Here is a 23568-nt window from a genome sequence, read left to right on the forward strand (position 1 = left end):
TAATTTACTGGGGTTTTACTGGGGGTCGCCAACACGGTGATTTTGTTCTGATGTAAAAATATCCGAATTAACAAAATTTTGTATGCATATATGGACAATCCCCTCTAAATGAGGTATGTAAGCAGTCATTATGACATTTCATTCAGAGGCCGTAGTGTCTGATTTAAGCGAAATCATTGTCCGTCCTGCTGTTCCGTCTGAAGAGCATCGTTTCAAACACCTGATGCAGTCCCACCATTATCTGGGATCTTTACCCAAAATCAGTGAAACTATCTGGTACATTGCCACTTGTGGTGACGCCTGGGTTGCGTTACTTACTTTTTCCGCCTCAGCTTTAAAATGCTCAGTCAGGGACCGTTGGATCGGTTGGGATCTTCGTTATCAATACGGTCGCCTAAAACTGATCACCAATAACAGTCGTTTTTTAATCCTTCCCGATTGGCATTTGCCAAACTTGGCCTCCCGGGTATTATCATTGTGCCAAAAAAGACTACCGGACGACTGGCAGAAAAGGTTTGGTCACCCTTTATTACTGCTGGAGACATTTGTCGACCCACAGCGATTTCACGGCACCATCTATAAAGCCACCAACTGGATTTATTTAGGCGAAACCAAAGGCTTCCGACGAACTCGAGAAGGTTATAGCGCCAAAGACAACTCACCGAAAATGGTTTTTGTTAAGCCGTTAACTTCCCACGCGCAAATACGATTATCTCAACCATCCCTTCATCCAGACTATCGTATCGGAGGTACTAAAATGATGCTCACGGCACAGCATATGCGAACCTTACCAGACTTTTTTACCGAGATTCCTGATCCGCGCCGTGCCCAAGGCCGGCGACATCGACTGACAACGATTTTGGCTATTGCCGCTGCTGCAACGCTTTGTGGGATGCACGGATACCAGGCCATCGCGGATTGGGCCAAAGACCTCGGCCAAAGAGCGCGACGCCGATTTGGTTGCCGTAAAGTTAACGGAAAGTTCCTTGTCCCTAGCCTGAGTATCATCCGTGATGTACTCATCCGCGTCGATCCCGTCCATCTTGATCGCGCATTGGGGCAGTGGAATGCAGCGCATGCACAAGATGACGAAAGCCTGGCTATCGATGGCAAAACAATGTGCAATGCGATTGATGCCGATGGATATCGCACCCATATCTTAAGCGCCATCGGGCATCAGAGTAAAAACTGCTATACCCAAAAAAAGTAGGCACTCTGCCGGGAAACGATGACACCGTAAAACGTACTAATGAAATCAATACGATCATCCCTATGTTGGATGCCATCAACATCCAAGGCAAGAACATCACCACGGATGCTTTATTGACCCAACGCAAAGTCGCCACTTACTTGGTCGAAGAACGCCACGCCCACTACCATTTTACCGTTAAAAACAATCAGCCAGGACTTTTTCAAGACATCGCCTTGTACTTTGACGATCGAGAAGAACCCGATTTTATAATTTGTGATCCGCCAGACCATGGCCGCATTGAAATCCGAAAAATCTGGATAACAACCGAACTCAACGGGTATTTAAAATTCCCTTATGTCCGGCAAGCGTTTGTCATTGAGAGAGAATCCACAACCAAAAAAACTGGCAACGTCTCTCATGACATTGCATACGGCATCACTAGTCAACCCCCGGAACAAGCATCCCCCCAAAAAGTCCTTGAAACTAATCGTGGTCACTGGAGTATCGAGAACAGTTGCCATTACATCATCGATTGGAATTTTGACGAGGACCGAAGCCGTATTCGTACCGGCTATGGCCCCGAAAACGTATCCCGCTTACGCCGTTTTGCTGTAGGGCTCATCAAATCCAAAGGGGTACGCAGTGTCTCTCAAAAAATGCAGCAACTTAATCGCAACATCCGAGCGGTATTTGACTTTCTCCGCATGACTAAAAATGCCATGCCATGCAAATTAAGCCATTAGAACAAATTTACCGTGGGGTCGCCAAATTAACCGATTGACATAAATAGATAAATGGTGGAAAAATAAGCCCTGAAATAGTCTTAGGCGAACACTTTTGGGGTTAAAAAACCTATTTTAAGCGAATATGAGCGATGGCACGCGCTTATCGACATTTTACCCACCGATGCCATAAGAGAGATTTCCTTTTAAAATTTGCAAAAGATCGCAACCGTTGGATCGAACTCCTTTTCGAAGCAAAAATGAAGTTTCGGCTGTCCATCCTCAATTTTATCGTTACATCCAATCACACCCATCTCATTCTTTCTACAAGTGAAAATATCCAGGCCATTCCTAAAGCCATGCAGCTTATAGCCGGCAGAACGGCGCAGGAATATAATAGACGCAAAAAAAGAAAAGGCGCGTTTTGGCAAGACCGTTACCATGCGACCGCCATCGAGTCCGGAGAACATCTGTGGCGGTGCCTGGTATATGTCGATTTGAACATGGTTCGGGCAGGAGTGGTGAATCACCCATCAGAATGGAAATGGAGTGGATATCATGAAATCCAACGTCCTAAGGACCGTTACCGCTTGATCGATCACGATGCTTTACAACGATTTCTCAACGTGGATTCAAATGAAGCCGTGGCCATATCCCACTCTGGATGGATATCCAGCCAGTTGAAAGACAAACCTGAGCGACAAAAACATTTCGTGGAAAGTATTGCTGTCGGTGGCGAACCATTTATCAAGAGACTCCAGACAGTTTTGGGTATTAATGCTTTAGGTAAAAAGAAGCGTCAATTGCGAAGTGATGAATATCCTCTACGAGAAGCCATAGAAAACTACGGCAATGAGGACGGTAATCCGCAGAACAGGGACGACATTAAAATATCTTGGAACAATACTTTCCCGTGGATTTTCCAGTCAGGACCTTAAAGTGGTGTTTTTGCGGTCAAAACAGGCCGGCTAAGCAATAATAACGGGTATAAAAATCAACCTTTTTCATTTAATTACAAACGGTTAATTTGGTGTGATAATCATTAAAGTGCGGTTGCGGCCAGCAGAGAACCATCATGAACTCTGAAGAGCTGTTACGATTTTACCTCAATGCATGATGGTTCTCTGCTGGCCGCTAAAAAGAAAGGCACCTCCTTTCCATAGCGACCATCGCTGTGGAATAATAGAGTAACCAATCAACCAAATTGGGAGGTGCCATATGAAAACTTACGCTGGAATCGATCTTCATTCAAGTAACAGTTTTATCGGGGTAATCAACCAGAATGACGAAACGCTCCACAGTCGTCGTCATAACAACAATCTCAAAGAGATTTTGAAGGTGCTCAGAAAGTATAAAAAAAGCCTTCAAGGGGTTGTCGTCGAATCAACCTATAACTGGTATTGGCTGGTAGATGGGTTGCTGGAGCAGGGGTACAAGGTTCATTTAGCCAACCCGGCCGCCATCCAGCAATACAAGGGGTTGAAAAACAGGGATGACAAATATGATGCATTTTGGCTTGCGCACTTGCTTAGACTTGGCATCCTGCCACAAGGCTACATTTATCCCAAGTCATTACGTCCGATAAGAGATCTATTTCGGAGGAGAATAATGTTCGTTAAACAACGGACAGCTCAAATTCTCAGTTTACAAAGCATGATTGCCCGCAATAAAGGGGTGGAGCAAAGCGCAAGTGCCATAGCTCGATTCCGCGACGATTTCATCAATCAGATGTTCGATAGCCCACATCTGGTATCCACCGCCCGTCACCAAATGGAAACAATTCGTTTTCTCGACAATCAAATCAAAGAAATTGAGGCAGAAATAGAGGGCATCGTAGAAATAGACAACGCTTATCAAAATTTACTCACCATTACCGGAATCGGGAGAATTTTGGCCACAACCATCATGCTTGAGGTTGGAGATATTCATAGATTTAAAAATGTGGGTAACTATTCATCTTATTGCCGCTGCGTCAAGGCGCAGAGCACATCCAACGGAAAAAAGAAAGGAAACAACAACCGTAAAAACGGAAACCGCTACTTGGCTTGGGCCTATGTGGAAGCCGCTAATCATAACAAGAGAAATTGCCCTCGTGCACGGAAATTTGTCGAGCGCAAAACGGCCGAGAAAAACTACACAGTGGCTATCAAGGCCCTTGCCAACAAGCTGAGTAAAGCATCGTATTTTATCATGCGAGATCAAACAACTTACGATCCATCGCTGTTGTTTGGGTAAAATTAGGGTACGGCAGCAACCCAAGCGTAGGGACTGGTACAATCCATATGGTCTGATTGGTGCTGCCGTATCCCGTCTGTTTTCGATTCGTCCGCCCATGCCGTGAACCACACAATGGGCGTGAACCACACAATGGGTGGCATCAACCACAGGTCTGAAAATACATTTGGAACCGGTATGGTACCGAAGGTCTTCTGGGGCTCTTTGAGCCAGGGATGGCATAGACCATCTTGATCCCGATGGGTGACTGGTGCGGATCGACCACAGTCGATCTAACCGACCAAATTGAAGCTACGGGCGCGGAAGAAAAGAAACAGCGAAAACGTCGTTTAAACAAATAATATTGGCCAAGCGAAAAAAGTCTATTTTTTCGGACGGGATGGTGTTTTTTTACTTGACCCGCACTTTAATGGGTGACCCCAAGGTAGATCATTGCCGTTATTTTCGAAAGCTGAAGCCACACCATCCCTGTGTTTCTGTGTCTCCAGTACAAATCAATCTATGGATCCGGTCGCTCGGCAAGGCGGAGTGACGGATACCTGTGAATCGTGTATAGAGCAGAGATGTGACCGGCAATAGGGCCAACATGTCCCGCCCAAGCGACGAAGCTGAAGCCGTAGGCGTTGAAATTCAATGATTTTTTCCATGCCCGAATTTCCGATATGGGATGGAAAATTGATGAACTGCGGGAATTGCCATGATATCGACGGGTGAAAATTGGGGATGAAAGGATCTATCCTTTACACCAAATTGCAACGGCCGCCCGTGGCGACGGATATTGTGCCGCGGGACCGTCTGCTGGATCAGCTTAATGAGGGGCTTCACCGGCCCTTGACATTGATTTCGGCGCCGGCCGGCTATGGCAAGAGCACCTTGGCCAGTCGCTGGGTCGTTGCATGCGATCGCCCGAGCGTGTGGGTGTCGCTGGACAATGACGAAAACGACCTGCGCCAGTTTTTAAACTATCTACTTGCCGGCATTAAACAACGCTTCCCCAAAAGCAAACTACGCAGCGAAACATTTTTGGATGCCGACCGGCTGCCGGCTACCAAGGAGCTGGCACGATGCCTACTCAATGACCTGAGCCAGGTGCCAGATTCGTTCATCATAGTCTTTGATGATTACCAGCACATTACAGAGATCTCCGTCCATGATTTGGTTGCCTCACTGCTGGAACATCCAGTCCAGACCATGCATTTGGTCCTGCTGACACGGCATGATCCTTCACTGCCGATCGCCACCATGCGGGGCCGCGGGTTGGTGACAGAGATCCGTGCGTCCGATTTGCGATTTACTCCCGACGAAGCGGCGGCATTCCTGAGCCGGATGCTCAATGTCGTGGTTGATGAAACCACGGCCACCCTCCTGGAAATCAAAACCGAAGGATGGGCTACGGGTTTGCGGCTGGCCGGCCTCTACCTGAAAGGTAAGAAAGAGCTGAAACGGTCATTACAGCAATTGAGCGGAAACTCAAGGCATATTGCCGAGTATCTATTGGCCGAAGTTGTGTCCACCTGTCTGTAATACATTCGGTATGCGCTGAACTATCATTTCATGCTGGTAGAAAAAGAGAATCAAAATGAAAACTGTCATTGCGGTTTTGAGTACTCTGGCCCTGTTACTGGTAGATGCACGCTCTAACCGTGCTCATTGTTTTGCCTGGCTTCACTCAAGACTACGTCCCCGAGCTTGCAGGAACAAACAACTGGCGGCCAGTCCGGCCTTAATTCATTGACATTCACCGGTCAGAGACCCTATTTTAATAATGGCGATCGCTTAAGTTCAGTCAGCAAGACGTAAAAAGATGACAGGGCAATCCCAACCACCAACCGTAACGAAAACCATCAGATGTCTCGGTGGTCGTTTGCTCGGATGGTTTACCATGAAAAAAGATTTTAGACTGAAGATCCTTCTCTTTGTTGGGATTCTCATTTGCCTTTTTGATTCGGGCACGAGTGTTGCCACCGTGGAAATTCCCGAAAAGGAGGCGGTGACGATTCAGCTGCGCTGGTCGCACCAATTCCAGTTCGCCGGTTACTATGCGGCCATCGAAAAGGGTTTCTATGCTGACGAAGGGCTTGCGGTCACGCTCGCAGCGGCGGCCCCCGGAACAGATCGGATTTCGCCGGTACTGGATGGACGGGCCCAGTACGGGGTCGGTGATGCAGGGGTCCTGGCACTGAGGACCGACGGCCTCCCACTGGTCGTGCTGGCCCAGATTTTTCAGAATTCCCCCAGTGTGCTGATTGCCAAACGGTCAAGCAATATCCTGGGCCCAGGTGACTTGGCTGGCAAAAAGATCATGCTGTCCGGCGACGCCATCGGTAGTGCAGCCATTCCCACCATGATAACGGAAACACTGGGCGGGATGGACCGTGTTCGCGTGGTTCCCCGCACCCAAGGGGTTGCAGGCCTGATCAGCGGCAAAGTGGATGCCATGGCCGGCTATCTGTCGAATGAGCCCTTTTTTTTGAAGCAAATGGGCGTGGATGTCAACGTCATCGATCCGCGCAGCTTCGGCGTCGACTTTTACGGTGACAACCTGTTTACCACCGAACGTGAGCTCGCCGACCATCCCGAACGGGTAGAGAAGGTCTTGCGGGCCACCCTTAAGGGCTGGGATTATGCGCTGAAGAACAAGGACGAAATCATCCGATTGATTCTGGCCCGCTACAATCCGCACCTCACCCGCGACCAGCTGGCCTTCGAGGCCAAAGTGATCGACCAGATGATCATGGCCGATCTGGTACCTATCGGGGACATCAACCCCCGACGCTATCGGTTCGTAGCAATTAGCCTTTATCGTCTCGGCCTGTGCACATCGCCCGACGTTCCGGAGGGCTTTATCCACAATGAAAGGCCTGAGGCTACCGTCGCCTTGAGCGCGGAAGAGCGCGCCTGGCTGAAAGCCCACCCCGATATCCGATTTGCTTATTCGGATGATTTTCACCCGGCCCTGATTGTTCATGAAGACGGCCGCCTGACCGGCATCTTCAGGGACATGCTTGATCTTCTGAACCAGCGGCTGGGGACCGATTTTACCATTGTTGTCGACAATCTTCCTACTATTCGCAACATGATCAAAAACCGCGAGGTGGCCGGCCCCCTGGCCATGAGTCCTATCGCCGGGAAACGCTATCAACTGCTTCAGACCAGCGCCCTTTTAACAAGCTTCCCGGTGGTCTATGCCAGGTCCAATACGGGTGGCACGATCGGCGGGGTCGAAGACCTCTCCGGCCGGACCTGTGCCATCATCGGCGGCAGTCCGGAGATCGAAAGGCTGGTAAAACCCTATGATGACCGCATCACGATCACCCGAACCAAGACGGCGAACCAAGCCCTCAAACTGCTTTACGAAGGCAAGGTTGATTTTTTTATCGGCTTTGCTCAGCACAATTACATCGTTCATACCAACCAGCTCGTGGGCATTCGGCCGATCCTGGCTCTGACGGACCATACGTTCGACGCTGTGATGGGGGTTAGAGATGACTGGCCGGAGCTGGTCGGGATCCTCGACAAAGGGTTGGCCGCCATCTCGGATGACGAACGCAACGCCATTTATGCCCGATGGGTAAAACTCCCCCGATCTATTAAAGGATTTCCGCTGGTTCTCTCTGCGCAGGAAAAAAGCTGGCTGGCAGAAAAACACACGGTGCGGGTTGGACTCATTGACCTTCCACCGTTTATTTTCGCCAGGCAAGGGCAGCGGCCTGCCGGAATATCCATTGACATCCTCGACAGGATCGCTCAGCGAACCGGACTGAAATTCAGCTATGACGATTTGTCACCCCCTGTGGATGACGCAACTGAAACCGAAGCCAGCCCTGTCGGTCCCGACTTGGTCCCCTGCCTGGAAACCCCAGCGGAATCCAGCGATTCTATACTGCATTCCAAAGCCTATATGCAGACCCCCCTGGTCGTGTTCACCGATCAGAACGCACTGCCCGTCAACGGCATGCAGGATCTACTCAAGCGGACCGTCAGTGTAAAACAAGGGTCCACCCTGCAGGCGTTGATCTCGCGGTTGTATCCCCAGATCAAACTGAGGCGCTTCGAGACGGAACAAGATGCCCTGAAAGCCGTGACATTAGGCAGGACCGAAGCTTATATTGGCGGACTGATGATGGCTTCCCAAATGATTTCGCATAACGGTTGGACCAATCTCAAGGTGGCCGGTCCTTCAGGGCTGAAGGATCTGGAACTGTTTTTCGAAATCCGCAGCGACAGGCCCGAGCTTCTCAGCATCGTCGACAAAGGGCTTGACAGCATTTCGGAGGAAGAGCGCACGAAGATTCGCAACCAGTACATGGCCATGCGGTACGATCACGGCGTCTCCCCCCGGGATGTGATCAAGTGGATAGCGATTGTCGCCGGGGTGTTCGGCGGATTGCTGGTGATGGCCTTCCTCTGGAACAGGACCCTGGCCAGGCGCGTTCGCCACCGCACGGCTGACCTGGATCTTGCCAATAAACACCTGCAGGACGAAATTGGCGAGCGGTCACGGGCGGAAGCGTCGCTTGAAGAAAGTGAGCAGTTGGCGCGCGTGCTGCTGAACGCAACCACCGACCTGACGCACCTTCTCGACGAAGACGGCACGATTATAGATCTCAACGATGCCATGGCGGACGTGCTGGGGGGCGCACGGGAGGATCTGATCGGCACTTGTGTTTTCGACAGGTTTGCCGAAGAAACAGGCAATTTGCGGAGGAAATTGCTGGAAAGGGCTATTTCAGAAAAGAAAACGGTAAAAGTGACCGATGAAGCGCAGGGGGGGAAGGCATACGATGTCCATATCTATCCGATCGAGACACCCCCTGGACAAAAGCATCAGGCCGTTTTGTTCGCACACGATATTACCGCGCGCAAGCGAATGGAAGAAAATCTCAAAGCGAGCGAGGAGAGGCTGCGCAAAGCACAGGAAATCGTCCATCTGGGAAACTGGGAACTCGATCCCTTGAACGGCACTTTTACATGGTCGGATGAGGTTTTCCGGATTCTTGAAGTTGACCCGGCGCATTTCAGTACATCATACCAAGCGTATTTGAATGCCATTCATCCGGATGATCGCGACAGGGCCGACAGTGCATTCAAATCGTTACTGGAAGCGCGAAAATCATTCAATATCAAACACCGGCTCCTGTTGCCGGATGGCAGGATCAAATACGTCCGCGCAAAGGGTGAGACCGCAGACAGCCCCGAGGGTAAGGCACAGGGGGCGATCGGGACCCTTCAGGATGTCACTGAGCGCGAGAATTTTGAAATTGAGGCAACCATGCTGCGGCGTGATCTGGCGCATCTCAACCGGGTCTTGACCATGGGCGAACTGTCCGGCTACCTGGCTCATGAAATCAACCAGCCATTGGGTGCCATCCTGAACAATGCCTCCGCCGCTCAAGTGATCCATTCTCAGTTGTCGGAGAGGGATGACGTGTTGGGCGAGATTCTGGAAGATATTTCCAAAGACGCCTATCGCGCAGGACAGATCATGCGCAAGATTCGTGGCACTATCAAAAAAGAGGAAGCCAAATTTGAGCGATTGAATATCAATGACCTGCTGGATGAGGTTGTGGGATTGCTTCAAAACGTGTTCAGTCTGGATGGTATCTCAGTTCGGCTGGATAAACACCCGGGGCTGCCTCTGATCAGAGGGGATCGCGTCCGTTTGCAGCAGGTGGTGATCAATATCGTGACCAATGCCGTGGAAGCCATGCGCGATAGCAGCCCGATGATCCTGACCATCCGCTCAGCCGTGAAACCTGATGCCGGTGTTGTCGTCAGCATCACTGATTCAGGTCCCGGCATCAATGGCGCATTGAAAGATGAATTGTTCCAAGCGTTTTTTACCACAAAAAAGTCCGGCTTGGGTGTCGGGCTTCGCATCTGCCGTTCCATCATCGAGGAGCACGGCGGTCAGATAATAGCGGAAAACAATCCGGACAGGGGGGCAAGCTTTCACTTCACATTGCCGACGGATCAAGGAGCTATTCAATGAATGATTCCGAAGGGATTGTCTATATTGTAGAGGACGATGCCGCTTTCCGCCGCAGCGTGGCACGGTTGATCCAGGTCAGCGGGTTTGCGGTCGAGGCCTACGCGTCGGCTGAAGACTTTTTGGCGAACGCCGCTATCAGGTACCCCGGATGCATTCTGTTGGATGTTCGGCTTCCGGATATTGACGGACTGAGCCTTCAAAAGTCCCTCAGAGAAAATGGCTGTTATCTGCCCATTGTTTTTATGACCGGACATGGCGATATCCCCATGAGTGTCAATGCCATAAAAAACGGAGCGATCAATTTTTTACCCAAACCGTTCAAACCGGATGAACTGCTGAGCACCATCCACGAAGCGTTCGCGTTCAATATCGGCGACATGCAAAAAAAACGCGAAACGGAACGTATCCGCGCGCTGATCGGCACTTTAACCCCCCGGGAGGAAGAAGTTTTTCGGTGGGTGATCGCCGGCAAATTAAACAAACAGATTGCCTATGAATTGGGTACAAGCGAGAAAACCATCAAAGTCCACCGTAGCCGCGTCATGCAAAAAACGCGTGCAGCCTCTCTGGCGGAGCTCGTCCGCCTGGCGGAAAAAGCCGGTATTTCCCCGGCTGAATGATCACCCGGCGATCCCCCTGTCGTAACTGCCTGCCAAATTTCCTGAAACCCTGACAAGCTCCCGCACCATTGGAATCCGCTTTATCGGCACGTTTGTGACGGGTCGCGACAAACCGCCGGGGCAACCGGTATTGGACTAAGGTCCAATAGACAAGAGACGCATGGTGACATAATTTACAAACAGTTTGTTTGAAAAAACGGTTTTATTGCCGGTTATGCGAATTTCCTATCCTTGGATCGCGTGGCTGGGCGGCAGTTCGTTCAGGGCTGAGTCGTTCAAAACGGGTAGGACCTTCTTATCTGACACTCCTATTTCCCCATTTTCATTCTGACTCCCATTAGACTCGGTTCCTCCATATAAATCGTTCGATGATCGGGAAATGATCAATTTTTAAGTAGCCGGCGGCAGGTGTCAAGGTCGAATAATGAAAAAGCCTCGAATATGCGTATTTGTTGTCGATGATGACTGTTCTTTCAGAAAATCCCTCCAGCGGATGCTGCAAAGCAGGGGCATGTCTGTTTGCTGTTTCGAATCGGCCTCGGCTTTCCTGGATTCGGTCCCATCCGGTCAGAAAGGCATCGCCATCGTAGATATCCATCTGCCCTTGTTCGATGGATTTTCCCTGATGGATAGCATGAAAAAAATGGGCTACGGCATGCCGGTGATTCTGGTTACCGGGAAAACGGAGGCCAACACACGAGATCTGGCCATGGAAGGGGGCGCGGTTGGGTTCCTGCAGAAGCCTTTTCTTGCAAGCTCGCTGATGACCCTTATCGAAGAATTGCAAAACCAGTAATAAAGGAGACTGCGGATGACAGACAAACCCATTTACAGACAATATCAAAGTGGCATCCACTTACCGTTTACCGTATTTTTTCTTGCGTTGTTAGTCTTTGGCATTTCCTCGTTTGCTGCAGTTTCTGAAACAAGCGGGCAGGAACAATCGGCTGATGCCGTGGCACGTGAGCTTGCCAATCCAAACTCCTCTTTGGCAACCCTGACACTGAAAAACCAGTATCGATGGTACACCGGGGACCTGCCAGGTGCCGATGACCAGAACAACTTCACCATGGTATTCCAGCCCATTTTTCCTCTTTCAATGCCTAAGGATGACAACGGCAACGCCAGGACCGTGTTCTTTCGGCCAGGCTTTCCGCTGCTTTTCGATCAACCCGTACCGCGGGTGGAGAACGGTGCGCTCGATTGGGACGGGATAACGGCGCTCGGTGATATTGGATTTGACATCGGCTACGGCGTCTCATCAAAAAGCGGTTTCATATGGGCTGTGGGCATGGTGGGTACCCTGCCTACCGCAACCGACGATGATGTGGGAGGAAAACAGCTGCGGCTTGGACCGGAGTTTCTGCTGGCAAAGTTTGAGAAGTGGGGTATCTACGGTATCTTCCCGAGCCACCAATGGAATGTTACGGGCTGGTCTGATGAATCTTTCAGCACGACCCAGTTCCAACCCGTTCTCAAATTCCTTCTGAAAGATGGATGGACAGTAGGGACTTCACCCATTGGATTTTACAACTGGGAAAGCTCCGACTGGACCATCCCGATCAACCTGAATGTTTCCAAGACAGTCATACTCGGCAAGACACCTTGGAAGTTCGCTCTGGAAGCCAATTACTACGTCGAGCAACCGGATGCTTTCGGCCCGCAATGGATGATCGGCTTCGACATTTCTCCCGTCGTCAAAAACCCGTTCCAGAAAGGGTTTAATCGACTGATTGGAGCCAATTAATTGAGGTAGGTCGCCTACCGGGCAGTTCCGCTGGCTGGCAGCCAAACAACATTGGTATCTTATTCAAACTGAATATTCAGTAAGCTGATCAAGAACCTTGCTCAAGGTTCTCAACCCTAACAAGGAAAAATGAAATGAAACGACTTGGAGTACTTATGAGCTTGTTGGCTCTAAACCTCATTATGGTCCTGCCGGCAGTGGCCACGGATTACGATGTCGTGATCAACAACGGCAGGGTCATGGACCCGGAAACTATGTTTGATGATGTAGCAAATGTTGGGATCAAAGACGGGAAAATCGTTGCCATAACTAAAGCCCTAATTAAAGGTAAGCAAACCATCGACGCCACCGGGCATGTGGTAGCACCCGGTTTCATTGACACGCACTACCATGCAACAGACGTCTTCGCAAGCAAGATGGCGCTCAGAGATGGTGTCACCACAGGTATGGACCTTGAAGCTGGTTCATTCAATGTAAAGGGTTGGTACGATGAGAAAGCAAAGTCTGGTTGGCAAGTCAACTACGGAACGTCTGCGAGCTTGTTATATTCCAGAATGGCTGTCCTTGATCCTGAGACTGAGCTTAGCGCTCCTATCGACTTTGCGGATATTCAAGTTTATGCAGCCAAAGCTTTAGCAGATGGTGTTCAAGGCTGGGCAGATAAAAAATCTTCAATTGAAGAAATGAATAAAATCATGCAGATAGTGGATGAGGATTTACGACAAGGAGCTATTGGTATTGCTGCTCCTCTTGCTTATATGGCTAAGGGGATGACCAGCTACGAAGTTTTTGAAGGGCAAAGGGTTGGTGCAAATTATGGTCGTCTCACGTCTGTTCATACAAGGTATCATCTTTTATCAGAAACACCCACTGAAGCGCCGATAGCCTTTGATGAGGTGTTTACAAATGCAATGTTATTAGACGCCCCATTACTCATGGCACACAACAATGATTATGGCTGGTGGGAAATTGAGGAAAAATTGCAATTAGCAAGAGAAAAAGGACTGAATATGTGGTCTGAATACTATCCTTATGCTGCTGGTTCAACAGCCATCACAGCAGCGTTCTTAAGACCTTCTGAATGGGTGGAGAAAAAAGGCTATAAATATGAGGATACCATATATGACCCTATTGATGATAAATACCTTACTAACGAAACCTATGCAGCACTGATGAAAAATGATCCAGGTCGGTCGGTTGTGGTTGAATTTCCTTATCGAAAAGCGTGGATGAATCACTGGTTGGCCATTCCTCACATGACCATTGCGAGTGATGCCATGGCCGGTGTTGGTGAAGATGGTAAATTGCTGCCATGGGATGCGGATTGGTCTGAATACCGTGGCCATCCACGTACGTCTGGATCGCGTGGTGCTTGCTTTAGAATGGGACGTGAACAGGGTATTCCACTGATGTTTACGATTGCACAGGCAAGTTACTGGCCAGCCAAACACTTAGGTGATTCAGGCCTTGAATCCATGAAAGAACGTGGTCGCCTGCAAAAAGGTAAAGTTGCCGATATCACCATTTTTGACCCAAAAACGATTACAGATAATTCAGGCTTTAAAGTCGGTCAGCACGGTATTCCATCAACAGGTATCCCTTATGTTATTGTTAACGGCACGATTGTGGTGAAGGACAGCAAGGTGCTTCGCGTGAAACCAGGTCAGGAAATTCGCTTTCCAGTCGAAGCTAAGGGTAGATTTAAGCCTCTTAAGCTTGATGGTTGGTTGGACAAACATACGATTGGTCTAAACCCTGATCTTCTTGAGCATCTGCATGATGACACTGGTGCTGGCGTGATTCTGAAAGGCGACAAAAAATAACTTTGCATTCAGTCATGGTTCATTAATGGAAAACATGATGAAAAAGATAGCACTATTATTTAGTGTAATAGTCTCGTCATTTGTTGCAGTTCAACCGGCATTTGCTCAGGAGCAGCAACAGGTGCCGACGCTCGTGCTCATCAGCAACGTCAATATTTTCGACGGCAGCGACAAGCTCGTCGCCGATATGAGCGTGCTCGTCGAGGGCAACAAGATCGCGAAAATCGCCAAGTCGATCGAAGCGCCTGCCGGGGCGACGGTGATCGACGCGAAAGGCCGCACGATGACTCCGGGGCTGATCGACTGTCACGTCCACCTTGCCTGGGTCATCTCGAGCCCGTATGCCATGTTCGATACTCCGGCTGATTACCAGGCCGCTCTCGCGCTCGTGGAGGCAAAAGCCATGCTGATGCGCGGCTACACGAGTATCCGTGATACTGCCGGGCAGGTTTTCGGTACGAAGCGAGCCATTGACGAGGGGCTCTTCCCGGGGCCGCGCATCTGGGGCTGCGGCGCCGCGATCAGCATGACCTCCGGGCATGGGGACTTCAGGACGCTCAATACCGAGTCTCGCCAGATGGGCGGTTCGAATTTCACTGAGGTCGAACGCATCCAGTTGGTCATCTTCGCGGACGGCGTCCCGGAGGTGCTGACCGCAGCGCGGATGCAGATGCGCAAGGGTGCTCATTTCGTGAAGATGTTTACCGGTGGCGCCGTCAGCGGACTGCGTGATCCATTGGATATCACCGAGTATTCATTCGACGAGATCAAGGCGGCGGCGGACGAAGCCAAGCGCTGGAATACCTATCTGTCGGTGCACTCCTACACGGACGCCTCCGTCAAGCTGGCGCTCGAGGCCGGCGCCATGTCGATCGAGCACGGCAATCTTCTGACGGACTCAACGATGAAACTGCTTGCCGAAAAAGGTGCCTTCCTCAGCACCCAGACCGGACTTTTCCTCGGCGAAGCACCAGCCGACTGGAACCCGGAGCAGAAAGCCAAGCAAAAGGCCACAAAGGATGGCTTGGACACCATGTTTGCCGCGGCGAAAAAGTACAAGGTGAAGATCGCCCTGGGAAGCGATCTGGTTGGTCCGCCTGCGGCCAAGGCGGAACAGGCCAAGGAGCTCTCATTCCGTCTCCCCTGGTTCACCCCCGTGGAAATCCTCAACCAGGCCACGACGAACAACGCGGAATTGTTGGCCATGTCCGGACCGCGCAATCCCTACCCGGGCAAACTCGGAGTGATCGAGGAAGGCGCCTATGCGGATCTCCTGCTGGTCGATGGCAATCCGCTCGAGAACCTCCACCTCTTCGATGAGCCTGAAAAGAACCTCGCCCTGATCATGAAGGACGGCAAAATCTACAAGAACACTGTTAACTAAACTGATCGAGAGCCTTGCTAATGGTTCTCTCCACTAAAAAGGAGATGAAGATGAAGACTATAGATGATGTTGTTATGACCCGCAGAGACTTTTCCAAACTCGCAATTGCCGGCGCAATTGGCGCTGCTTTACCAGGGTCTGTATGGGCGCAGCAGCCTGCGCAACCAGGCGGACCGTATCCAGCGAACTTTCGGGCTATCCACGACGAGATGATCGCCATCGATGGAACTGCTCCGTTGCTTGGCTACCCACCGCCGGGACAAATCCTAGTCGATCCCTGGGACCTCTATAAGAAGGGAGGCGCTGACATCGTTTTTACTACAGTAAGCAGCGGCAATTTAGAAGATACATTGAACTTTCTAACCTATGTCGCCAAGCATATGGCTAAGGACCCAGACACATTGCTGATCAAAAAGGTCGCCGATGCCCATGAGGCCAAGAAGACTGGCAAGTTGGGCGTGGTCTACCAATTTCAACCACCCCATGCGTTGTATGGCAACCTCGAGTGGGCCTGGTTTTTCAAGCAGGCTGGCATCGGAATCTGCCAAATGACCTACAACCAGAAGACTGAGTTCGGGTACGGAAGTGGTGAGAAGGTGGACAAGGGACTAACCCAGAAAGGTCGTGATTTGATCAAAGTTCTGGATGAGGCGAAAATAATCGTGGATGTAGCACACGGTGGTGTAAAAACGGCGCTGGACACGATCGATGCAGGATCTACTATCGTCGTTTGCTCCCACGGTAACGCGCGCGCGGTGATCAATAGCGACCGTAACTTTCCCGATGAAGTGCTTAAAGCCGTCGCTCAAAAAGGCGGCATATGTGGCGTTGCGGGCTGGCCACCGTTCATTTCTAACAACAACCGTCCGAGTATGGACGATATGATTCGCATGATCGACTATATGGTCGAGCTCGTTGGAGTCGACCATGTTGGGATCGGTATGGACTACATGCTGGGACAGGCTGGTACAATTCCCGACGAAGATGCCAAGGCTCTCTATAAGCAATTAGTCGATAAAGGGGACTGGAGCCCTAAAACCTATCCGCCACCGCCATGGTATTACCCCGAGGGAATTGAACTCCCAAGCACGCTTTTTAACCTGACCGGGGCCTTGCTTGCCCGCGGCTACAAGAAGGAGGATATCGCCAAGATCTGGGGCGGTAACTGGCTGCGTATTATGGGCCAGGTCTGGGGTTGAGTTAAAGAGTCGTGAGGCCGACATTTTGGTGGGCCTCATTTGCCAGACTGGAACACCGTTGAGTAAACATGCAGAACTGAACAAAGACCATGATTAAAGTAAAGCGTAATAGCGGAGCTTAAAATGAAAAACAAAGGCAGAATTAACGATATTTTGGACAAACAAATGCAAGAAGCTGCGGTAAGCAACCAGTGGTCCTCCGCCAACGAAACGAATGTGGGGCGCCGTGAGTTTATCAAGACCGCGGGCTTGAGTGCGATCGCGTTAGGCGCTGGATTCAGCGCAATCCCCGCCTTTGCGAAGGAGGCTTCCTCGGCCACGTACAAACCTGTCACCTCGAACTACATGCAGGTTCACAAAGATCTGGTGGTCATCGACGGTACGACCAACCTGACGGGACTCGGAACAGGATCTCGCAGATGCCGTTCCGAACTCAACGGGTAAAATTCTAGTAAAACCAAAAAAACGAGGAGTGTGCTGATGTACAAGTTTCTAAACTCGGTGGCCGTGATTGCCACCATTCTAACGCTTTCTGGAACGGCCGCACTTGCCCAGGATCCGCCTCAGGTCGTGGAAGCCCTGAAGGTCGAGGGTGCGCGCGTAACCTTGCCGGTGAGCGTGGCAATCACCAAGGATGTCTTTACGCCGGAGTTCATTCGCAGCGCGCGCGAGAACTGGGGCAACTTCCATTTCCAGATGGGCGGCGATCACGCGCTTTACTACTCGATGCACCTGGGCGAGTTCATGCCCTCGGCCGAAGCCTCGCCAAACGTCAACTATAAGGTTCTGGAACGGGATCTCCGGCCCGAGTTGCTCCATCTCAAGCAGTCCACGAGCAAGGGCGATTTAACGCTCCAGGAATACATGGTCGATCCGCTCTACCGTGCACAGGCCATGATCATGGTGCATAAGGGCAAGGTCGTTTACGAGAACTATCCGGGTATGCGCCCGACCGACCGTCACCTGACGGCCTCGACCGGCAAGATCACCGTTGGCGCGGTCCTTATGCAGTTGATCGCCGAGGGTAAGGTCGATCTCAAGAAACCGTTTACCGAGTATGTGACGGAACTGAAGGGCACCGTCTGGGATGATGTGTCCACCTACGCCGTGGCTAATATGACCACGGGCCTCGACAACGAGGAAACGGTCGAAGCCCTTCTGCAGCCGGACTCGCCCGTCACGCGCTTCCTCGCCGCCACCTTGGGCTCCCCTCGTGCGACCACGGGTGTAGTCGAGGGCTGGATCGACGTGGCGCGTGACCAGAAGAAGTTGGGTAATGGCGAGAAGCCAGGTGATGTGACGCGCTATGCCTCGCTCAACACGACTGTCTTGACACGGTTGATCGAGAATATCGAGAACAAACCCTTCGTTGAAGTTTTCGAGGAACGGTTCTGGTCGAAGCTTTATGCCCGTCAGTCGATGATGTTCGGCCTTACGCCCGATGGAACCGCGCTGCCGGTGGGTTTAGCCATGGCGACCCCCGAGGATTATGCGAAATTCGGGGTGATGTTCACGCCAAGCTGGAGTGCAGTGGCGTCCAAGCGCGTCGTGACCGACGAGATGATGAAGATCCTGTACGACAATGTCGACAAGGAGCGTTACGCAAAGGGGGCCAAGCTGAAGTCGTCGAAAGCACAGTTCAACGAAGCGGCCCAGGGCTACGCACTTCAGTTCGATTACGTCTGGGATGACGGTGCGATCGCCAAGAGCGGCAACATGGGGCAGATGATCTATATCGACCCCAAGCGTGATTTCGTCAGCGTCTATTTCTCGACCATCCCGTTCGTTGACGGCTACGGCGAATTCAAAGCGGGCGCCTATCAACGTGCCGCAGCCAAGATGTTGGCCGGGGAATAATGGTTCAATGCGTTGCAGTTGGCGGTATGGTCACATAAATAAACTTATAAAGGTCTTCTGCCAAAAGGAACGCCAGTCGCCCACAAAACAGGGACTATTGGCGGTGTTGCTAATGACGTGGGCTTCATTACTCTACCCGATGGTCGTCGTTTTGCTATTGTGGTATTCACCAATAGCAGTACAACTTCCACAGCTGACCAGGATCGAGCCATTGCAGAAATAAGCCGGATTTTATACGACTTTTATTATTTAACGGCACAAGACAAATAACCTTTGTCATGTCTGACGCCTTGGTTGCAGCGGACGGCTGGCTGAACGAACACACCATCGGTCTAAACCCCGATCTGGCTAAGATCAAGTTGCATGACGACACTGGCGCAGGGCTGCAGTTGTTGCACAAAAGCGAATGAACGCTGTTAATTAAGCTGGTCGAGAGCCTTGCTAATGGTTTTCTCCACTAAAAAGGAGATGAAGATGAAGACTATAGAGAATGTTGTTATGACCCGCAGAGACTTTTCCAAACTCGCAATTGCCGGCGGAATTGGCGTTGCTTTACCAGGGTCTTTATTGGCACAACAGGAGCCAAAACAACAAGGCGGGCCGTATCCAAAGAACTCTCGGAATATCCACGACAAGTTAAGAGTCTCCTATGTTGGTTTTTTCCATGAAACCAACACCTACCTTACCGAAGGCATGGGCGAAACCACGCTCGACAGAATGCGCACTTTCCGGGGCGATCAGATCAAGAAGCAGTTGAAAGGGACTGCCATTGGCGGGGCAGTGGATGTGTGCGAGGAAAAAAGGCTGGGAGCTGCTCCCGGGTGTCCTGTTCTATATAGACTGGTGCTTTAGCACGGTGAATGATCAGGCTTGGAAAGATGCGAAAAAGGAGATCATGGACACGCTGAAAACACAGTTACCGATGGACATCGTCTACCTTGGTGTTCACGGTGCCGGTATGGTGAATAGCACGCACGATCTTGAAGGAGACTTAGCGGAGTCGGTCAGAGCCCTGGTCGGAAAGGACACGATGATCGTCTGGTCGGGCGACCTGCATGGCAAGATCACAGATAAAATGAAGGACAATATGAATTTCTTCAGTGCCTGCAAACAATATCCTCATATGGATATGAATGCATGCGCACGTGATGCAATGTATCGTGGCGCTGCTATCCTGGCAGGACAATCGCATCCTACCCCCGCCTATCGCAAAGTGCCCCTGATGATGCCGGTGAGTAATACCGAAGAGGAGGGCACCTTTGCAAATCGACTTAAAGAAAAGTGCATTGAAATAGAAAAGCGACCCGGTGTTCTCAACTGCTCTGTTATGCATGGTTTTCCATACCAGGACAGCGATTTTTGTGGCGTGTACCCGATGGCCACTACCGAAAACAACCTCAAGCTGGCACAAGAACTGGTGGACGAACTGGCGCAGTGGATATGGGATCACCGAGAAGAATCCATCCTCCAACTGGAAACTTTGGACAAAACGATGAGCACTGTGCTGGCCATGCTCGAGAAGGACGGCCACTATGTGCGTAAATTGCCAACGAAAGGCGATGTCATCGACCATACCCCGATCGTGATTGGGGACGCTGCGGATAACCCGGGTGGCGGAGCCGGTGGTGGCGGCACCCACCTGCTGAAGGCCCTTATGGAGACCAAAGGCTTGGGGAAAGTCGCTTTCATGTCCATACACGATCCGGAAACCGCAAAGGCCGCAGTCGCTGCCGGTGTCGGAGCGACAATCGATGTGAGCCTCGGTGGAAAATTTGAGACATTGGCGGGCGAACCGATCAAGACCAAAGCCTATGTCAAGTCAATTTCGGATGGGAATGAGACCGTTCGTGGAGGGACCGCTTTCAACGGCCCATTCCAGCTTGGCCCTACCGCCAGGTTGGTCATCGAAGCGGTGAATACAGTAGATGTCATCGTTATTTCCGGCCTATGCCAGACCTATGATGATACGCAGGGACGGCCACATGGCATCATCATTCAGGAATATGACGTTATAGGTGTCAAAAGCGGGATGCACTTTCGAGCGTTCTATGAAAACTTCACCGACAAGTTGTTGATCGCTGATGTTCCCGGAACCACTAGTCGCGACATAAGTATTTTCAAACATACCCAGCTAAAGAGTCCTATCTATCCGCTGGACGCAAATACGACTTTTAATATTAAGGATTAGTGAAAATCTATAAAAACACTCTTCACTAGGTAACTGGTTCGTAATGCTTCGAAACCTGTAAGTTTTAAAAATAGAGAATGGAAAACATGATGAAAAAGATAGCAGCATTATTCACTTGTTTGGTCATCGGCGTAATGCTGACCGTTCCAGTGCCGGCAGCTGCCCAGAAAAACATGGACACGCGGTTTGAGGAAATTAGGAGCGAAGCTCAGCGACTCATGGACGAGATCAAAGTCCCAGGTATAGCCATTGGGATCATTCGCGATGGCAAGGTCCAAATGGCCGGCCTCGGCATTACCAATCTTAACGATCCTCAGGCTGTCACTGAAGACACCGTGTTTTATATCGGTTCCGTGACGAAGCCTTTTACGTCCACCGTAGTTCTTAAAATGTCAGAACGCGGAGAGCTCGACCTCGAAGCCCCGGTTCGGAAGTATCTCCCGGAGTTTTCGGTCCTGGATAGAGAGGCTTCAGAAAAGGCGAAGGTCATCGACCTTTTCCAGCACCGGACTGGCTGGCAAGGCGACTACTTTGAGGATCCCAGTTCGGGGGAAGATGCCTTGGAGAAGGCCGTGCGGGCTTTTCGATTCCTACCGCAACGCACACCTTATGGCGAGGTCTGGGCCTACAACAATATCAACTTCGTCATTGCAGGACGCCTCATTCAAGTCGTAAGCCGTGCAAAATCTTATGAACAAAAAGTTAAGGACGAGTTGTTTCTGCCCCTGGGTATGACGCACACCTCCTTCTTCATGTCGGAACTAATGGCAGACCGCTTTGCTGTTGGCCATGCCGGAGTATATGACGGGACGTCCGAACCTCAGGTCAGCTTTGCGCCTTTTCCGCGCAGCGTCTATCCGGCCGGAGCCATACTCAGTAATGCCAGTGATATGATGAAGTGGATCCAATTTCAGTTTGACGGTAAGGACAAGGACGGCACTCAACTGTTGTCTACAAAGTTGCTGGACATGGCGCACAGTCCCTTGGTCGAAGGCGAGCTGAGTGAATACATCGGCGTTACGTGGTTCGTTGAGGATATCGGCGGTGTGCGAACCGTTTTTCATGCCGGTCGGTCGGCAGGGGCTACCGCCAAGATGCTGTTTGCACCGGATAAGAAATTTGGGATCGTTGTTCTTACGAACAGCGACCGTGGTATTGAGGTGTACGATGCGGTAATCGCACTGGCTCTCAAAAAGTATTTAGATATTGAGAAAATACCCTTGGTTGCAATCACTGCAGATCGTAGTTCCCTTGAACCTTTCGAAGGTCTTTGGTTAGGGGATAATGAAGACTACAAAATCTATTTTGACAACGACCAGCTCATGGCTGAGCGCTTGTACAAACCACTAGGAGGAGTCCAAATTTATGAGAACCCTCCACCGATTTCGATGAGTAGCGCGGGTGAAGACATGGTTATCATGACAGATGGTCCCTATAAAGGAACGGTTGGTGAGTTGCTGCGTGACAAGTCCGGAAAGCCGGCGTTCCTTAGCATGCAGCACCGGATCTTCCGTCGTGCGGAATAGGTTTCATGGTTTTTGCCCTAATGAGATAAACACAATGATTCAAAGGAGAAGTCCCATGAAACGAAACATAGCACTAATTTTTATTGTAATGGTCTCGTCATTTTTTGCAGTTCAACCGGCATTTGCTCAGAAACATAATTTCCAAGATATTTCTCAGAAGATTGAGAAACTTTCGCAGGGGCTGGTTGGCCGCATTGGTGTGGCTGCACAGGAAATTGGCTCAGGTGTGAGTGTCACAGTAAACGGTGACGAAACGTTTGTTATGGCGAGCACCTATAAAGTGGCAATTGCGGTCACCTTGCTAGACCGCGTTGATAAGGGCCAAATTAAACTCTCTGATTTAATTGATCTCCCACAAGACGAGATGGTCGTAGGTGCCAATGCGATCGCAGAGAGCTACGTTCATCCCGGTGTACAGTTTTCTGTGGCCAACTTGATTGAAGTGATGATAACGGAAAGCGACAACACGGCGACGGACTTCAGTTTAAAGATAGCGGGAGGTCCGGAAGCGGTCACTAAGAAATTGCGCAGCCTTGGGATTACAGATCAACGCGTTGATCGGTCTACTTCCGAAATCTTAAGAGATTTCTATGGTTTGCCCGACAAGGCCTTTTTTCCCGTCGTGACAAAAGCCATTGCTAATGACCCCACACTCCTAGTAAAGATGACTCAACCAAACATGGAGTTCGAAAAGGACCCACGTGACCACTCAACACCCAAAGCAATGTTGCAACTGCTTCTAGCTATCGACAGCGGAAAGGGCTTAAGTGCGAAAAGGCGCGAATTCCTGCTTGCTACAATGTCTCGCACACGTACAGGCCCAGGTAGGCTAAAAGGTCTTCTCCCAAAAGGAACGCCAGTCGCCCACAAAACAGGGACTATTGGCGGTGTTGCTAATGACGTGGGCTTCATTACTCTACCCGATGGTCGTCGTTTTGCGATTGTGGTATTCACCAATAGCAGTACAACTTCCACAGCTGACCAGGATCGAGCCATTGCGGAAGTTAGCCGGACTTTATACGACTTTTATTATTTAACGGCACAAGACAAATAATCTTTGACTATACCCTGATATTAACCAAA

General features: G+C 50.6%; 19 protein-coding genes. All 19 read left to right on the plus strand.

The window, feature by feature from the left end; all coding sequences use genetic code 11:
* Window positions 1-130 precede the first annotated feature (130 nt).
* The 19 genes from Dvar_RS36380 (at window position 131) to bla (ending at window position 23539) form a co-directional block, all read left to right on the plus strand.
* Window positions 131-1210: a Druantia anti-phage system protein DruA gene (locus Dvar_RS36380; RefSeq protein ID WP_419657124.1), complete on the plus strand. Its 1080-nt coding sequence runs from the start codon at window positions 131-133 to the stop codon at window positions 1208-1210.
* Window positions 1211-1215: 5 nt separating this feature from the next.
* Entirely contained in the window at window positions 1216-1935 is a 720-nt protein-coding gene (locus Dvar_RS36385) for an ISAs1 family transposase (RefSeq protein WP_419664188.1), read from the plus strand.
* Window positions 1936-2066: 131 nt separating this feature from the next.
* Window positions 2067-2852, plus strand: a complete 786-nt coding sequence (locus Dvar_RS36390) for a transposase (RefSeq protein ID WP_419658269.1) — start codon at window positions 2067-2069, stop codon at window positions 2850-2852.
* A 280-nt stretch (window positions 2853-3132) separates the two neighbouring features.
* The gene (locus tag Dvar_RS36395) at window positions 3133-4149 is read left to right on the plus strand and encodes an IS110 family transposase (RefSeq protein WP_419658271.1); all 1017 of its coding nucleotides are present in this window, start codon (window positions 3133-3135) and stop codon (window positions 4147-4149) included.
* A 723-nt stretch (window positions 4150-4872) separates the two neighbouring features.
* The gene (locus Dvar_RS36400) at window positions 4873-5673 is read left to right on the plus strand and encodes a hypothetical protein (RefSeq protein WP_419658273.1); all 801 of its coding nucleotides are present in this window, start codon (window positions 4873-4875) and stop codon (window positions 5671-5673) included.
* 358 nt (window positions 5674-6031) lie between these two features.
* Window positions 6032-10141 (plus strand): ABC transporter substrate-binding protein, encoded by a 4110-nt coding sequence (locus Dvar_RS36405; RefSeq protein WP_419658275.1) that lies wholly within the window; start codon window positions 6032-6034, stop codon window positions 10139-10141.
* On the plus strand, window positions 10138-10761 hold the full coding sequence (locus tag Dvar_RS36410) for a response regulator transcription factor (RefSeq protein ID WP_419658277.1): 624 nt from the start codon (window positions 10138-10140) through the stop codon (window positions 10759-10761). The genes Dvar_RS36405 and Dvar_RS36410 overlap by 4 nt, the downstream gene beginning before the upstream one ends.
* 424 nt (window positions 10762-11185) lie before the next feature.
* Window positions 11186-11557: a response regulator transcription factor gene (locus Dvar_RS36415; protein ID WP_419658279.1), complete on the plus strand. Its 372-nt coding sequence runs from the start codon at window positions 11186-11188 to the stop codon at window positions 11555-11557.
* Window positions 11558-11572: 15 nt separating this feature from the next.
* On the plus strand, window positions 11573-12508 hold the full coding sequence (locus Dvar_RS36420; RefSeq protein ID WP_419658280.1) for a hypothetical protein: 936 nt from the start codon (window positions 11573-11575) through the stop codon (window positions 12506-12508).
* 134 nt (window positions 12509-12642) lie between these two features.
* Window positions 12643-14331 (plus strand): amidohydrolase family protein, encoded by a 1689-nt coding sequence (locus tag Dvar_RS36425; protein WP_419658282.1) that lies wholly within the window; start codon window positions 12643-12645, stop codon window positions 14329-14331.
* A 25-nt stretch (window positions 14332-14356) separates the two neighbouring features.
* Entirely contained in the window at window positions 14357-15715 is a 1359-nt protein-coding gene (locus Dvar_RS36430) for an amidohydrolase family protein (RefSeq protein ID WP_419658284.1), read from the plus strand.
* A gap of 50 nt (window positions 15716-15765) precedes the next feature.
* Window positions 15766-16914 carry a membrane dipeptidase gene (locus Dvar_RS36435; RefSeq protein WP_419658286.1) on the plus strand — a complete coding sequence of 383 codons (1149 nt, stop codon included), beginning with the start codon at window positions 15766-15768 and terminating at the stop codon, window positions 16912-16914.
* A gap of 123 nt (window positions 16915-17037) precedes the next feature.
* Window positions 17038-17358, plus strand: coding sequence for a hypothetical protein (locus Dvar_RS36440; protein WP_419658288.1), 321 nt, complete (start codon window positions 17038-17040; stop codon window positions 17356-17358).
* Between the two features lie 36 nt (window positions 17359-17394).
* Window positions 17395-18771: a serine hydrolase domain-containing protein gene (locus tag Dvar_RS36445; protein ID WP_419658289.1), complete on the plus strand. Its 1377-nt coding sequence runs from the start codon at window positions 17395-17397 to the stop codon at window positions 18769-18771.
* Window positions 18772-18828: 57 nt separating this feature from the next.
* Complete coding sequence (locus Dvar_RS36450; protein WP_419664214.1) at window positions 18829-19041, plus strand: serine hydrolase; 213 nt, start codon at window positions 18829-18831, stop codon at window positions 19039-19041.
* Window positions 19042-19245: 204 nt separating this feature from the next.
* Window positions 19246-19623 (plus strand): hypothetical protein, encoded by a 378-nt coding sequence (locus Dvar_RS36455; RefSeq protein ID WP_419658291.1) that lies wholly within the window; start codon window positions 19246-19248, stop codon window positions 19621-19623.
* On the plus strand, window positions 19556-20959 hold the full coding sequence (locus Dvar_RS36460; protein WP_419658293.1) for a M81 family metallopeptidase: 1404 nt from the start codon (window positions 19556-19558) through the stop codon (window positions 20957-20959). Before Dvar_RS36455 ends, Dvar_RS36460 begins: the two co-directional genes overlap by 68 nt.
* 86 nt (window positions 20960-21045) lie before the next feature.
* Window positions 21046-22485 carry a serine hydrolase domain-containing protein gene (locus Dvar_RS36465; protein WP_419658295.1) on the plus strand — a complete coding sequence of 480 codons (1440 nt, stop codon included), beginning with the start codon at window positions 21046-21048 and terminating at the stop codon, window positions 22483-22485.
* Between the two features lie 55 nt (window positions 22486-22540).
* The gene (bla, locus tag Dvar_RS36470) at window positions 22541-23539 is read left to right on the plus strand and encodes a class A beta-lactamase (protein WP_419658296.1); all 999 of its coding nucleotides are present in this window, start codon (window positions 22541-22543) and stop codon (window positions 23537-23539) included.
* Window positions 23540-23568 lie beyond the last annotated feature (29 nt).

Origin of the sequence: Desulfosarcina variabilis str. Montpellier (assembly GCF_048565275.1) — a bacterium.
Taxonomy (GTDB): Bacteria; Desulfobacterota; Desulfobacteria; order Desulfobacterales; family Desulfosarcinaceae; genus Desulfosarcina; species Desulfosarcina variabilis.

Excerpts from the sequence above, each read along its gene's own strand:
- Dvar_RS36415 (WP_419658279.1), top strand. The coding sequence starts at position 11,186 with ATGAAAAAGCCTCGAATATGCGTATTTGTTGTCGATGATGACTGTTCT.
- Dvar_RS36460 (WP_419658293.1), top strand. The coding sequence starts at position 19,556 with ATGTGTGCGAGGAAAAAAGGCTGGGAGCTGCTCCCGGGTGTCCTGTTC.
- Dvar_RS36465 (WP_419658295.1), top strand. The coding sequence starts at position 21,046 with ATGATGAAAAAGATAGCAGCATTATTCACTTGTTTGGTCATCGGCGTA.
- Dvar_RS36380 (WP_419657124.1), top strand. The coding sequence starts at position 131 with ATGACATTTCATTCAGAGGCCGTAGTGTCTGATTTAAGCGAAATCATT.
- Dvar_RS36440 (WP_419658288.1), top strand. The coding sequence starts at position 17,038 with ATGAAAAACAAAGGCAGAATTAACGATATTTTGGACAAACAAATGCAA.
- Dvar_RS36455 (WP_419658291.1), top strand. The coding sequence starts at position 19,246 with ATGAAGACTATAGAGAATGTTGTTATGACCCGCAGAGACTTTTCCAAA.
- Dvar_RS36400 (WP_419658273.1), top strand. The coding sequence starts at position 4,873 with ATGAAAGGATCTATCCTTTACACCAAATTGCAACGGCCGCCCGTGGCG.
- Dvar_RS36395 (WP_419658271.1), top strand. The coding sequence starts at position 3,133 with ATGAAAACTTACGCTGGAATCGATCTTCATTCAAGTAACAGTTTTATC.
- Dvar_RS36435 (WP_419658286.1), top strand. The coding sequence starts at position 15,766 with ATGAAGACTATAGATGATGTTGTTATGACCCGCAGAGACTTTTCCAAA.
- Dvar_RS36430 (WP_419658284.1), top strand. The coding sequence starts at position 14,357 with ATGGAAAACATGATGAAAAAGATAGCACTATTATTTAGTGTAATAGTC.
- bla (WP_419658296.1), top strand. The coding sequence starts at position 22,541 with ATGAAACGAAACATAGCACTAATTTTTATTGTAATGGTCTCGTCATTT.
- Dvar_RS36390 (WP_419658269.1), top strand. The coding sequence starts at position 2,067 with ATGGCACGCGCTTATCGACATTTTACCCACCGATGCCATAAGAGAGAT.
- Dvar_RS36445 (WP_419658289.1), top strand. The coding sequence starts at position 17,395 with ATGTACAAGTTTCTAAACTCGGTGGCCGTGATTGCCACCATTCTAACG.
- Dvar_RS36405 (WP_419658275.1), top strand. The coding sequence starts at position 6,032 with ATGAAAAAAGATTTTAGACTGAAGATCCTTCTCTTTGTTGGGATTCTC.
- Dvar_RS36420 (WP_419658280.1), top strand. The coding sequence starts at position 11,573 with ATGACAGACAAACCCATTTACAGACAATATCAAAGTGGCATCCACTTA.
- Dvar_RS36410 (WP_419658277.1), top strand. The coding sequence starts at position 10,138 with ATGAATGATTCCGAAGGGATTGTCTATATTGTAGAGGACGATGCCGCT.
- Dvar_RS36425 (WP_419658282.1), top strand. The coding sequence starts at position 12,643 with ATGAAACGACTTGGAGTACTTATGAGCTTGTTGGCTCTAAACCTCATT.